Origin of the sequence: Microbacterium sp. WCS2018Hpa-23 (assembly GCF_031843845.1) — a bacterium.
Lineage (GTDB): Bacteria > Actinomycetota > Actinomycetes > Actinomycetales > Microbacteriaceae > Microbacterium.
This window is the reverse complement of the sequence record NZ_JAVTIZ010000008.1, coordinates 15847-29643: the sequence shown is the minus strand read 5'-3', so window position 1 is coordinate 29643 and position 13797 is coordinate 15847. Positions and strand designations below refer to the sequence as shown.

The following is a 13797-nucleotide window of genomic DNA, read 5'->3' as shown; positions in this document are numbered from 1 at the left end:
GATGGCGACGTGCCCCGCTGAGGAAATAGGCGGTGCGACCGGGGAGATCAGGAGACCGATCGCACCACCGGTCAGGTGACGATCGAAGTGAACGCCGCGAAGGCGGCGGGTTCGATCGAGGCGATCTGCTGCTGTGCGAACGACCAGCCGACGATTGCTCCGACAGCGACGCCGGCGAGGAGCAGAACCACCGCGAGAACCGCGATGACGCGCATCGAGTGCTTGTGCATGCGGTTCTGCTGCTTGAGCTGCGTCTCGGCCGATCCCTTGGCCGATTCGAGCTCAGAGATGCGCGAGTCGTACGTGCGCTGGAACTCGCCTGCCAGCTCTGCATTCTGCTGGCGCAGCTGCTCGGCGAGAACGCTTCCCGCCTGGGTGCGCTCCTTCTCCAGCGTGAGGGTGGTCTCGAACTCGCGACGACGGGTCTCAAGCTCTCGGGCAGCCTCTTCGCCCTGACGGCGCAGCTCCGACGTGAGGCGCGCCTCACGTGCCTCGTTGTCCTCGCGCATCTGGCGCTTCTCGATCTCGTGCTGCTCTCGAGCGTGGGCGAGATCGTTGCTCCGAGCGAGCTGCTCCGCGAGCACCATGGCGCGGGCGATGTCGTTCGCGCGGTTCTCGTCGATGACCTTGATCAGGCGGTGGTTCCACTCGCTGAGCAGAGCACGCTGCTCCTCGCGCTGGGTGCCGTGCACCTCCCGCAGATCTTCGAAGATGCGGTTGGTGCCGATCTCCATGCGCGTGTTCGCCTCGCGACGGCGCATCTCCAGCACCGTCGCCTTGTTGTGGCTGTACTTCTCCTCGACACGTCGGTCGAGTTCACGTCCCAGCTCGGCGATGTCGCGCTCGAGCTTCGGACGGTGCTTGTCCTCGTACGTGGCGCGGGCGTGTGCAGCCGCCTGTTCTGCGCGGCTCTGGGCCTGCGCGTCGAAGCGTGCCATGAGTTCGCGGCGCTGCTCGGCGAGCTCCGCCGGGGTCTTCTCGCGATCGGCTTCGAAGTCCTTCTTCGCGCCTTCCATCAGAGCGTGGAATCGCGAACCCGGGCTGTCGGTGGACAGCAGGCTGATCGTCTGCTCGACGTGGTGAGCGCTGATCTCAACGAACCGCTCGCGCAGCTCGTCCTGGTGATCGCGATGGAGCTGAGCCAGTTCGGCGTTCGCCTGGCGGCTGAGCTGTCCCACCTGCTGACCGAGCCAGTCCGACTGCTCGTCGGGGATCTCGAGGAGAATCGCCTCAGCCTCGCTGTCGAAGACCCGGTCGAACTCTTCGGTGTCCACGACGAGAGCGAGATCGTCGCTGAGGAATCGGCGGACGATGGTGTCGCGTACTTCCTCCTCGTCGACCACGCGATTGGCGTTCTCGACCACGTACTGGACGTAGGCGTCTGCGTCCGACTCATCCTCGGGCTCCGCGGGGAAGTCGTCGCTCTGCCAGGACAGGTCCACCTCGGAGGGGGTCTCATCGGGCGCGATCGCGGTGTCCTGGTTGCTGAACTGCGACTCGAACGCATCGAAGTTGATCGACAGATCCGGCTCGTCATCCACGACGCCCGTGGCCGCGTCGAAAGAGATCTCGCTGTCGGCGCTGTTGAAGTCGAACGTGGACTGGGTCGAATCGCTCGTGCCAAAGGCCTCGGCCAGCGGGTCCGCCTCCACGGTGAGGGTCGACGTGCCGCCCTGGGCACCGACCGCAGCCGTTGCCGCGGGGGCTCCGCTGACGATGAGATCGAACTCCGACTGTGCGGGGGTGGCAGCAGAACGCTGACCCGAGGCCCAATTCCAGGCCTGCGGAACGACCTCGGAGAGCTTGAGCTCACCGGTGGAGATGGATGTCGCCTGTGCGACCGTCGCACGGCTCTGCGCCTCGTCGCTCAGGGTGTCAGCGAGCAGAACGTCCTCGCCGGTCTCGGGGTCCTTGCCCTCAAGCAGGATCGCCCAGTGGTACGGAGCGTCCATGAGGAGCTGGAAGCCGCTGAGCCGGGCCAGCGTCCCCGGGGTCGGGATGATCGCCAGGTAGTTCTCCTCGAGCATCGCCTTCGTGGCGACGACCTCGATCTTGTCTGCGGTGATGAGTTCGATGATCGAACCCTTGACCGCATCGTTCTTGTTCTTGGTGCTCAGCCCACCGATGCTGTCGGCGTTGAGCAGGAGCCCTATCCACGCGGTGCCGTTGGGCAGTGCGAAGTTCTGGTTGCGCTTGAGGACGTCGACGGCGGCACCGAGAGTGCTCTCCTGTACGACGTCGGAGAGCGACGCTTCCTTCCGCTTCTTCTTCTTCGGAGCTGCGCTCTGATCTTTCTTGCGACCGAAAGACAATGCCATGGTCAACGTCCTTTCCTGATCTTCTCAGGAATGAGTCTAACAGACAGATTCGCGCATAAACCAGGAAAAACGACAGATTAGACCGTAGTGCCAGCGCGCAGTATCGGCAGCTTCACCACGACCTCAGCGCTGCTCTCGCGAAGGCTCTTGTTCTCGGATCGCAGTTCACCCTCGACCTCGACATGGATGGCGCGCACCTTCGGGTGCGCATTGATGAACGTCGCGATCTGCGTCGTCACATCAGATGTCAGCAGGCGAACCGCAGCTCGCGCACCACCGGCTTCTGCGTCGGTGTCGGCCTTGTCCTCGACGAGGTACTCCAGGACGCGCTCATCCATCGTCGTCATCACTCCGTGCTTGGTGAGCACCTCCTGGACGACGCCGGCGAGCTTGTTGTGGATGATCTGCCGCTGCGTCTCGCGCGCGAGGGGCTGGAAGGGAACGATCGCGTCAATACGCCCGAGGAGCTCCGGAGGGAACCGGTTCTGAGCCTGGGTCTGAGTGATGGAGCGGGTGATCTCCTTCATCTTGTCCTTCATGAACTGGCCCGACCCGGTCGCGTCCGGGCTGTACTGAGCGATGGTCTTGAAGATCTCCGCGCCGGCGTTCGTCGTCATCACGATGTACGTGTTCAGGAAGGACACCTGGCGACCGTTCGCGTCTGAGAGGCGACCGTCGTCGAGCACCTGCAGGAGCAGTCGGTTGACCATCGCGGATGCCTTCTCGACCTCGTCCAAGAGAACGACGGCGTGACTCGTGTGCCATACCCGACTGGTGAGCTCCGTGCGGAACAGATCGAGGGATTCGTCTCGGGCGTACTCGGTCATGTCGAACCGGATCAGGTGCTTGCGGGCATCGCCGAACATGAGCTGCGCCAACTGCTTGGTCAGCTCCGACTTGCCGACACCCGTCGACCCGGCGAACAGGAACGAGGAGGCGGGCTTGGTCTTGTCGTGGAGGTCGGCGACGCACAGCTGAAGGCGCTGGGCGACGATGTGAGTAGCCCAATGCTGGCTGAAGACCTTGCTGTCGAGGTCCGACTTGATCTTCGCGGCGTCGACTGCGAGGGCGACGTTGACACCCACGGATTCCTGCAGGACGTCCGCCAGCAGCTTCCGGTCGAGATTGCGCCCGGTGGACAGGTGCCAGCCCACCATCGAGTCAAGGACGAGGATCGACTTCCGTGGCTGGGTCGCCGCGGGGACGTAGCGCTCGGTGTACTCGTAGATCAGGGGCAGGAGACCCTCATCGTAGATCTGATCGGCGACCTCGTATCGCGCTGCCATGCCCTTGAGGATCGCGATCGTGGTCGCCATTCCAGGAGGACTCACGATGATGCGCTGCAGACGCTCCACGAGCGGCTGGTTCGGCTTGACGTACTGATCGAATTCTTCGTCCGTCGTTGCGGCGATGACCCGAATGCCTCTGGCGCCCGACGCGGCGAGCACCGGCTTGAGAGCCTCGACGGCGGCGGCACTGAGCTGGACGATCTGGTGGAACTCATCGATGAAGAGAACCAGCTGCCGCGCTTCCTGGCGGCTATATTCCTCAGCCTCGTCGAAGAGCGTCTTGAGCTGCGCAGCCATCTCATCCGAGTGGGACAGGCCGGCGATCATCCTCGCGAGATCCACCTCGAGGTAGTCCCTCGCGGTGTCGATGATGGATGCGGCCTGAACGAGCGCCGTCTTTCCGGATCCAGGAGGAGCCAGCAGCAGCGCGTTGCAGAGTTCGGGGCGGCTCATCGCCGCCATGAGCTGGGAGATCTCCCGGTCGCGGCCGACGATCTGTCGCTCAGGGGCCGCCAGCGGCCCGCTGTACTTCGACAACGTCGGGTACCGGGTGTTGAGCTCCGTCGAAGGCAGCGGCATGATGCACTCGTTTCTGCTGGTTTATGAGCCTAAATGGTAGCACGAGGAGGTATGTTCTGGGCATGAGAAAGGGCCGCCCATCGGGGGTTGATCCCGGCATGAGCGGCCCCTCGTCGGTCACCAGGTGTCGTACTCGCGTTCAGTTGTCGTAGACGTCGCCGAGGCGTCCGATGATGCTGAGCGGTCGAGAGTTACCCCTTGCAGCTCGGGGAATCGACTGAGGTGGCTCGGACGGGCGACCTTCGGGGTCGTAGTCGCTGATGGCGCCGACGGTTCCGGCGGCGATACCTTCTTCCGAGCGGTGACAAGATCACCGAACGTCGGTCGAGCATGATCGGAACGCATTTGCGCTGCGAGAGGCGACACTCTCGCCATCGCTTCAATCTGGCTGTCGTACCAGGACTCGTCTGCCTCGCGGCTGGGGAGGTCTCTCCTCGAGGAGAGGAGCCCGTGTTCGACGTACTCACGCTCCACGTCGTTCGTCCCAAGTTCTGCGAGCTTCAGGTCAACCTCACGTCGCAGGATCTCCGCTTCGGCGGCCTTCGTCTCTGGAGTGGACGACCCCATGCGCTCACGTGTCGTGGTGATGCTGAGGCGTTCGCGGAGTTCTCGCTCCCTCAGCATGGATACGACATTCAGCGCACTCATGCTTCGGTGAGTATGTATAGCCTGCTCATCTCGAACTGCCTCCTGATAGTCGGGAGAGAACTTCTTCACAATCTCCCCCACGACCCCGTTCCAGGGGCGCCGAGGTGCTCGTGTCAACGTGGGGATCGACGGGGTCTGATTGACGCGGGGCGATGCCGTGTCCACGAACAGCTCACGCCTCTTGGCGTCGCTCATCGCGCCAGCTCCTCCTCATCGGTCTCCTTGCTGGAGGCAGGTCGAGGAGCCTCGGCGAGCTCAGGGAAACGCGAAGCGGCACCTGAAGCGACTTCCACGCCTCGCAACTCAGGGAACCGCTCCATGCGCTCGTCCACGGACGGAGTGGCGAGGCCCGCCTCGAGAGATTCGCCGACCTCGATGGCTGCGCCGAAGGCGGTTGCGGGACCCAGCCCCGACTTCGCGTCGTCGAATGCCCCGGTTGCCATGGCGATGTGGTGAGCCGTCTGCGCCGTGCGCGCAAGAGTCCTGATGCTCTGAGCGCGCTGCTCCTTGCGCGGCTCGGGCTTCTGCTCATCCTTCTCGAAGTCGATCGCCATGTCCTGCCCTTTGCTTGCTGTGGTCGGTCTCTGTGTCATCGTCATCCTCCTCAGACGACGAAGGCCCCGCACCGAGGGAGTGATCCTCCGGTACGGGGCCTTCGTGTTTTGGTTAGCCGAGCTCCGGCTGGTCGGACGAAGCCACCGGGGCGTCCGGTGCGCCGGCACCGACGAGGACCGGCTCGCGCGCGGCGTCGGGTGCATCGACCTCAGCCTCGGCTGCAGCCGACTTCTCGGCAGCGGCCGCTTCCTTGGCGGCTGCTCGCGCCGCCTTGGCCTCGGCCATCGAGTCGAAGATCCGTGTGCGGATGTCCTTGCCGTTCTCGTCGGCGATCGACAGGCCGGGGCCGTCGAGCGTCTTCGTGTTGATGACGACCTCGCCCTTGTTGATGAGCAGGTCGGCCTTCACGCCGTAGATCTTGCCGCTGACGGTGCCGTCGCGGTCGACGAGGTCCGTGACGTTGTCGCCGGCGGCCTGCTTGATCGCCTCGAACTGGTTCGCCGAGTAGCGTGCGGAGTTCGACTTGCCGCCCGGCGCCTTGGGGTCGTCCTTGGTCACGAGAGCGAGGTTCGTGTCGCCGGGGGCGCGGCGGTCGCCGGGGTGGACGCGGGCGTCGAGGTAGCGCGTGGTGACGACGCCGTCCTTCTTGGCGACGCGGTTGTCGTAGGCCAGAACGACGAGGTTGACTTCCTTCGTTGCGCCCTTGCCGTGGACTTCAGACTTGAGGTTGACCATGATGTATCTCCGTTGTGCGTCGGGTCGATGGTGATGTTCCGATCGACCAAAGGTGGTTGAGGTAACGCACCCGAGATGCCCCCTCGAGTGATTCGAGAGTAGCACAGAAGGACTCATTTACGAGTGAAAAACGTGTAACACACCGTATACGGTGAGATTTGCGTTTCTCGACGGAAATGAGCTACGTCAGTTCATCGCTAGTGAGTGGGGTGTCCGTGGGCTCCTGATCCTCGAACACCGGTTGGCTGGCAGAGATCTGCACCTGCTCGTCCAGGCGTTCTGCGAGGTCTGTGTGAAGCTGCACCGTACGGCTGCGGCGGACGATCTCTCGCTGTCGCGCAAGCTGGGCGACTTCGCTGGGGAGCGTCGGCTCCTCGGCCTGTCGGATCCTCGAGGCGAGAGCGATCATGCTGCGAACGTCGCTGATGGGGAGCTCCTGGATGGCCTCGGGCTGCCCCGATGCGACAAGGTATTCCTCGGCTGCTTCTACGGCCTCTGCGCGACGTCGCGCGGCCTCGATGAACGCCGAGAGAGTTCGCGGGCCGATCTCGACATCGGCCGCGAAGTCGTAGCGCATGTGATGGAGGTCCAGACCTTTCACCTGTTCGAACGGGTGCTCGGCACCGGAGGTGATCGCCGCCGCGTCGCGCCCGGTGGCCGGGTCCGTCTGAAGATCGAGGCGAAGGCCTTTCCCGGCGAGGCTCACGCGAAGATCGTCGACCTGAGAGGCATAGGAGGCACGCATGCGGCTGACTCTCTCCTCGAGAATGCGCGCGGATGCATCGCTGCCGTTCGCAACGTGCCGTCCGCCGTGCTGACCGTAGATCTCGAAGCCGATGCGCTCTGCCTCATCCTCGTCCTTCATGCGTCGGAGCGAGAGATCTCTGCGCATCGACTCGAGTGAGATGATCCGCTCGCCGTACTCTGCGACCTCGCTCCACCCCTGGTACCAGGTGTTCGATGGTGGGGTGAAGGACAGGAAGTGGCGATACTTCGACGCCACCTTCGCGTGGTACTCCTCTTCCTCGAGGTACATCTCGTAGACCGCGCGTGATGACGGAGCGGCCTTCCCCTGAGCGTTCGCGGCCTCCCAGGCGCGGACCTGCTCGTGGTAGTGCTCTCGCTTCTCGGTGTGGTGGTCCAGCCGTGAAGCGAATGACCGCATCCGGAAGCCGAAGCCGACCAGATCGTCCTCGGTGTCGTCGTGCGCCCGCTTGGCGAGGTCGTCGTAGTCCAAGCCCATTGCGTCCAGCATCGGTGTGCGGACCTGCAGGGCGTCGTCAGGAAGCTGGCGCAGCATCGCATACACGGCGTTGACGCTGCGCTCGATGATCCGCTCCTCCCCCGTCATGACCAGCTTGCGCCACTCAGGTGCACTGAGACCTTCGTTGCGCCGCCGGTGGTCCGCATACTCGCGGACCCCGACCATGGCCTGGTTCATGGGTGAACCGTCACGGTCGAGGACCTCCCGCACCAGCTGATGCACGATGCGGTTGGGCTTCTTCATCGCGTGATGATTCGTCCCTGCACGCCACAGTCTGCGATCGGCTGGCAGGCAGGCGAGCAGGAACTGCGGGAGGGATTCGCGAAGCATCTGCTGGTGGGCCCAGCGCTTGACGTAGGTGGTCACGTTGCGACGCTCGTATCCGACGGCGCTGGCGAGGTGGCGGACGGACTGGTTCTCGTCGAGCCAACCGTCCACGCCACGGCGAAGCATGTTTCGGGCCCGCGCTGTGATCTTGCCGCGCTGGGTGCCATCAGGAGCGAGCGTGCCCGGGCCGGCATCGACCATCGCGAGGTGGCAGTGCACGTGCTCGGTGTCGACCTGGATGACGGCGACGTATCGGAGGTCGTCGTAGAGCACGCGGCTCATGCGGCCGAGCCCATGCATGATTGCCAGGCGCAGCTTCATCTGGTCGAGATGCCCGCGGTAGTCGCCGCGCTTTTCGCAGACGAAGTCCTCGGGGATGATCTTGTGCTTGCGGAGATACTCCTGGTCGAAGCTCATCACCGTCTTCATCACGGTGTGCCCCTCGTCGAAGAGGCGTTGGATGTCGCGACTGGCGAACTGCAGCTGCTCGTGAGAGAGGGAAATCGAGTCGTATCCGAAAGCGACGCCGGCGTCGCCTTGCGCGGCAGACATCTTCCGCTTCAGCGCGCGAGGAGACTTCACCTCGAGGCTCTCCGTGGCGCTCTCGCGGGCCATGTACCGAGTGATGAACTCGTCTGTGCGCTTCTGGCGGATGGGCGCCAGTGACTCCGTCGCCATCTCGCGTGCCATGTACCGGGTGACGTAGTCGCCAGGAGTTCCTCCCCGCGAGCCCTTCTTCTTGCTCCCAGAGGGCAGCGGGACCGAGAACTCGTTGACGATGATGACGTCCTGCTTCAGTCCCACGCTCTGTCTCCTGTGTTCGCTGGTGGTGTGATGACGAAAGGGGGTTCGCTACCGGGCTGCTACCGGATGCGAACCCCCTCCTGCAGGGCTGACGCCCTCAGGCCCGAGGACAGATCACAGCGCCGGCTGTGCGTCCTCGGAGGAGCCGTCGTACTCGGCGGCGGCGATCTGGTTGCGGATGCGGGCGGCGCGCTTTGCGGCAGCGTCCTCGTGGTCGATGCCGTCCTCAGCGATCTGTTCGCTGAGGGGGACGAGGTCGACCTGGGGCGCCACCGTGGAGAAGTCGAGAAGGCCGGTCGGCGTCTCGTCCAGATCAACCTCTCCCGCAGACTCGTCGACCGGCGCATCCTCGGAGTTGAGCGTGTCGAGGCTGAGGTCGAGATCGTCGTCGGATTCGACCGGTGCGGTCAGTGCGCGTTCGACGCCAGGGGCCACCTTCGACAGGTACGTGTCCCAGGCGCTTCCGGCCGGCGCCTCTTCCGTCAGTGCGGGCTCCTCGAGCTCGGCAACAGGGGCCACGGGCTCACGCGCTTCGATCTCCGACATGAGGCGACTGAAGATGCCGTCGGGAACGGCCTGGTGAGCGTCGGTCTCGTGTGGGATCTCCGGCGCGGTGAACTCTGCGATCGGGGTGTGCGCCTCGAACTGGACATCGCGGAACAGGTCCGAAGTGCGCTCGCTGCGCGGGACCTCGTCCAGCCCGCTCTGCAGCGTGGCCTCATTCTCCGCGGCAGGTGTGTAGTCAGGGAAGTACGCCGTCAGCTCGTACCCGCTGGACGCTTCATCGAGTTCGAGACGAGTGTCGTCGTGGACGTTCATGAAGACCAGAGGGGCGTCGTCTGCGTAGTCGGGGGCGACAACGAGGAAGTCCGCGGTGCCAGGGAGCACCCACTCCGCGTGGGCGAGGTTCTCTGGAACTTCGAACGCCTCGGTGAAGTACCCCTTGCTGACGAGAACGCCCAGCTGATCCTGGTTGAAGTCGTAGAACGCGTCGATCGCGACCCCAGATCCCTGTCGCATGGGAAGTTCGGTCACGCCGTAGGGCAGTGCGACGCTCGGCGTCACCTGCACCATCTCTCCGCGGAGGTGGAGGTACGGTCGGTAGTTGCGTTCAGGACCACCGTGGAGGAGCTCGATGAGTTCCATCTCCACCAGGCCCTCGATCGGAACGCCAGAAAGAGCGTCTGCGTGGATGTTCCCGTTGTTGACGATGCGGCCGTACCAGGGGTCGGTGACCTTGAGCGGTGCGATTTTCATGTCTGTCTCCTCGTCGATTCGAGTGGGGGTCTCAGGCGGTCTTGGCGGAGGGCGAGGATGCCGGGCGACCGGACTTCTTCGCCGGAGCGAGCGGGGTCACAGTGGCACTCTCGCGCCCGAAAGCCCACGCCTTCACGGTGCTCATGAGGGCTGTGCGCAGCTTCCAGATGCTGCGCATCACCACGACGACGAGCCAGAAGAGCAGCCCAAGGAGGAACAACGACGGGGCGATCCACACCGCCACAACCGTCTCGACCGGCATGTCCAGGGTCACGCCGGTGCCATCCTTCACGAAACCCATCGTGAGGGGCACGACGCGAACGGCTACGAAGAACGCGATGATGTAGAACACCACGATGACCGCCAGCAGACTGGCCGCCTGAGCGATCACGACAGCGGATGCAGCTCCGATCTTGCCGCGCGGAACGCGGAAGCGGGGAGCACGGGTGTCGGTGCGGGCGGTGTTCTTCGACGTCATTCTGATCTCCAGTTACCAAGCGAAACGCGTTTTCTGCTCATCTATCAGCAAAAGCGTATCACTTGACGCTGGATGGGGATACCCCGCCATGTAGGTCGAGATCCGCGGAATCACGCGGAAGAGCGCTCCTCCGGCACGCTACTTCGACGTCGCAGGTGCCGAGGTGGCCGCGTAGCCCGAGAGGGCTGTCACCCGGCCGTCGCTGTCGAGCGTGAGGAAGATGGTCGCCACGTTCGACGCTGTTCCGAGCCCGTCGCTCGACGTGGACTCGACATCGACCAGCGCCATGTACGAGTACGCCGTGCCGTCGACGCCGAGCAGTCGCGCGGTGACGCCCGCAGCGCGGGAGTTGAGTCCCGCCGCGTCGATGTAGGGGTACTCGTTTCCCTGCTTGTCCAGATTCACCGGCGCCGGCGGGAGGAATGTGGTCATGAATTCGGAGTCCTCAGTGAGACCGTACGTGCGCATCGTGCTCGCTCGGGCTTCCTGGTAGGCCGCGTGATCGTCCCAGCTCAGCGCTCGGTCTGCGAGATCCTCGATGATCGCCTCGTCCCCCTTGACCCTGTTGCGCTGGGCACCAGAGAACTCCAGGGCCGTGTCTTCGGCAGCGATGTCCACCTCCGCCTTGGCCTGTGTGACCTCGTCGTGGATCCCGGCGAGGGTCGCCTTGTCGGAATCCAGCTGCGCCGAATGGCTCGCGGAGATCGAGCCTCCGACGATGCTGGTCGCCACGAGCACTGCGGCGCCGAATAGAGGGAAAGCCAGCTTCTTCATCGTCGACATGTCGTCACTTCCTCGAGAGCTGCAGCTCGGTTGCGCTCTGGTCGCCCAGAGTGGTCTTGCCCACGGTCAGATCTCCGAACTTGTTCTCGCTCACGTAGTAGTCCGACGTCGCCCATGCATAGAGCTCGCCGGATCCTCCGCGGTTGAGCCAGGTGACTTCGAGGACTCCGACGGTGTCAGTCGGGGCGACGGCAGTCAACGCCCAGGAGGACGTGCTCGGGGCAAGAATCGTGACCCCGTCGCTCGCGTAGCCGATGTACCAAGGGAACCGGGGGTCGATGTCGGTGTCGCTGAGGCTGTCGCCCCGATCGGCTTTGAATGTCCGGTCGGCGAAGAATGGAGCGAGGGTGCTCTGGTGGGCGAGCGCATTCTCGTACGCCTTCTGCGGGCCGTTGTCGTCCGCAATCTCGTCGTTTCCTGCGAACAGGATCTCCGCATAGCTCTGCTGAAGATCTGCCACCGCGCGACCGGCCTCCTCGGCGGCAGCGAACTGCGCATCGATCGCGGGCGCGGCGGCAGCTTCGGGCGTGCCGGGCTCAAGGAGGGCGACTTCGTCGAGCGCCACCTCTGCCGTTGCGATCTGCTGCAGATAGCTCGCATGCTCGCTCTCGTAGGTCTGCGTGGCGCCGTTCGTTCCGAGGGCCACCGCGCCGGCTGCGAGCAGGAATCCGCATCCAAGGATGGCCGGCACGGCACGCCACATCGCGGACCGAGGGCGATCGCTACGCGCTTCCCTGCGCTCGCCCAGATCCCGGAGGAGGGCCTCCGGGGTCACCTTCGTCTCTCGAGCGCGCCGATTCGCCTCGAGTCGGTCGGCGAACCACGCGTCCACGCTCTCGCGCGTTGCGGGGCCCTTCTTCTCATCTGCCATGGTGATTGCCTTCGATTCGTCGTACACTTGTGGTTGATAGGAAGTCGGAAATAGCCTCTGAACTGGAATTTATGCGACGCCGTAGAATTCCCAGTGCCAGGCCTCAAACGGTCCGCTGCCGCCGGGCTCCATGTACTTCGGGTGCACCCAGCCGTACTTCCCGGCGTTGGCCTTGAGCCAGATGTACTCGGGCGAATTGAAGCCGAGCACGGTGTGGCTCTTGTTGCCGATGTCGACAGCGAGGGCCCAGCCGTGGTTCGAGGTGCCAGGTACAGCAGCGTTCTGGCACTTACCCAGTGAGCACCAGCGATTGCGCTGGTAGACCTGCCCGGCGTAGTCACGGTAGGCATCGTTGATCGCAAGGTCGTATCCGAACTGAGCCTTGAACTCGATGTTCAGCTCAGCGAGGGCCTCGACGGCGTCCGTGCGGAGGTACGCGGGGCCGAGCTGGGCCCACGGGATCGGAGCGAGGGCGCTCTGGGGGATCTTGCCGTTCTCGAATCCGCCCCACGCGCCCGGTGCCGTGCCGTCCGCGACCCACTCCGGAGCCTCCTCGACCTCGACGCAGTCGGAACGGACGGCCTCGGCGCGGCCGCCGTTCGCTCCAGAGACAGTGGTACCGGCCTGGGCGAGGATCGAGTCGGCCAACGCCTTGTTCGACGTCCATCCGCTGAACATCCCCATCCACATGTTCGCGTAGGTGCCGCGACGTGCCGCCATGGCGGCGGTGTCGGCGGAACGCTCCCATGCGTCGTGGAAGTGTGCGGCGGCATCCGCCGGGGTGCCATAGGACGTGGAGATCATGTCCTTGACCACGCCGGCGTCGGATCCTTCGGCCGCGGAGAGCATGAAGCCGAGCTGAATCTCGAGCGTCCACCAGTCCTTGCTGTGGCCGTCTGCATACGCGCGCAGGTTGGAGTTGCGACCGAACGTCCACTGCCCGAGACCGATGCCGTTATCCGTGTTCGACGCAGCGCTGCGCTTCACCTCCGACATTCTCATCGGGGAATCGAAGTGGTTCTGGACGCTGGTGGGGTCGATGCCCGACTCCGCGTCCCAGTTGCCGATGATGCCTGCGATGTTCTCGTCGGGCATCCCCCACGCGCTGAGCACCGAGTAGATCATCTCGGCGTTCGCCCGGGTCTGGACGTCGACGGACCCCTCAGACCCATCGATCTCTTCGAGTGCCGCCTCGGCCTCAACCGTGCACTGGGCGAGCGTCGAGTCCTTGATCGAGATGTTCTCCCCGATCATGGTCACCGCGGTGGTGACGACGATGGCGACGACGAGGCCGCCGGCGGCGAAAGACATTGCCCCGGCCGCGACGGCGGATACTGCCCCGCCCACCGCTGTGCTTATGGCCGTGCCGACCGCGAGCATCGAGCCCACGACCGTCTTCCCGAGCGTGAGCAGAAGGCCCATGGCCAGGTTCCAGAGGTTGGCTGCCAGAGCCATGAGGTTCATCAGGATGCCCTTGAGCCAGTTGATGAACATCATGAAGATGAGCGCCTGCCCGGCGGTTGCCGCGGCAGGGACGGCTGCACCTACAGCTGCTGCCTTCCCCACTCCCCCGCGCAGAACGTTGGTGTCGTCCTTCTCGAGTGAATCCACGGACGCAGACGTTCCGCCCGCTCCGAGCTTCGGTGCGGGGTCCTTTCCGCCTGCGGGCTCTCCCGCTGCAGGGCGTGCGGCCGGTGCGCCAGGCTGGCCGTTGTCGCGGGTCGGCTCGCTGGATGCCGGTTGACGCCGCGCGATACCCCCAGCAGGAGGCTCGGTGTTCGGAACAGCGGCATTCCCAGGCTGACCAGGAGCGGCGAAGCCACCTGCGCCACCTGCGCCACGGAGGGGTGAGTCAGACATCGCCTGCCCTTTCGTCGGATACGTGATGC

Annotated in this window: 11 protein-coding genes; all 11 read right to left on the bottom strand. The window is 64.5% G+C overall.

From position 1 onward, the window contains the following. Positions 1 to 71 precede the first annotated feature (71 nt). Positions 72 to 2318: a hypothetical protein gene (locus RQG77_RS14065; protein ID WP_311245256.1), complete on the bottom strand. Its 2247-nt coding sequence runs from the start codon at positions 2316 to 2318 to the stop codon at positions 72 to 74. A gap of 77 nt (positions 2319 to 2395) precedes the next feature. Further along, positions 2396 to 4186, bottom strand: coding sequence for an AAA family ATPase (locus RQG77_RS14060; RefSeq protein ID WP_311245255.1), 1791 nt, complete (start codon positions 4184 to 4186; stop codon positions 2396 to 2398). A gap of 117 nt (positions 4187 to 4303) precedes the next feature. Beyond that, on the bottom strand, positions 4304 to 5029 hold the full coding sequence (locus tag RQG77_RS14055) for a hypothetical protein (protein ID WP_311245254.1): 726 nt from the start codon (positions 5027 to 5029) through the stop codon (positions 4304 to 4306). Further along, entirely contained in the window at positions 5026 to 5427 is a 402-nt protein-coding gene (locus RQG77_RS14050) for a hypothetical protein (protein ID WP_311245253.1), read from the bottom strand. Before RQG77_RS14050 ends, RQG77_RS14055 begins: the two co-directional genes overlap by 4 nt. 73 nt (positions 5428 to 5500) lie before the next feature. Beyond that, the gene (locus RQG77_RS14045; protein ID WP_311245252.1) at positions 5501 to 6124 is read right to left on the bottom strand and encodes a hypothetical protein; all 624 of its coding nucleotides are present in this window, start codon (positions 6122 to 6124) and stop codon (positions 5501 to 5503) included. Positions 6125 to 6305: 181 nt separating this feature from the next. After that, the gene (gene mobL, locus RQG77_RS14040; protein WP_311245251.1) at positions 6306 to 8519 is read right to left on the bottom strand and encodes a relaxase MobL; all 2214 of its coding nucleotides are present in this window, start codon (positions 8517 to 8519) and stop codon (positions 6306 to 6308) included. Between the two features lie 114 nt (positions 8520 to 8633). Then, a complete protein-coding gene (locus RQG77_RS14035; protein WP_311245250.1) occupies positions 8634 to 9776 on the bottom strand; it encodes a hypothetical protein in 1143 nt (380 codons plus the stop codon). 31 nt (positions 9777 to 9807) lie between these two features. Then, entirely contained in the window at positions 9808 to 10254 is a 447-nt protein-coding gene (locus RQG77_RS14030; RefSeq protein ID WP_311245249.1) for a hypothetical protein, read from the bottom strand. 138 nt (positions 10255 to 10392) lie between these two features. Further along, positions 10393 to 11037, bottom strand: a complete 645-nt coding sequence (locus RQG77_RS14025) for a hypothetical protein (RefSeq protein WP_311245248.1) — start codon at positions 11035 to 11037, stop codon at positions 10393 to 10395. Between the two features lie 4 nt (positions 11038 to 11041). Continuing rightward, complete coding sequence (locus RQG77_RS14020) at positions 11042 to 11908, bottom strand: hypothetical protein (protein ID WP_311245247.1); 867 nt, start codon at positions 11906 to 11908, stop codon at positions 11042 to 11044. Positions 11909 to 11977: 69 nt separating this feature from the next. Continuing rightward, positions 11978 to 13768, bottom strand: a complete 1791-nt coding sequence (locus RQG77_RS14015) for a phage tail tip lysozyme (protein WP_311245246.1) — start codon at positions 13766 to 13768, stop codon at positions 11978 to 11980. Positions 13769 to 13797: the final 29 nt, after the last annotated feature.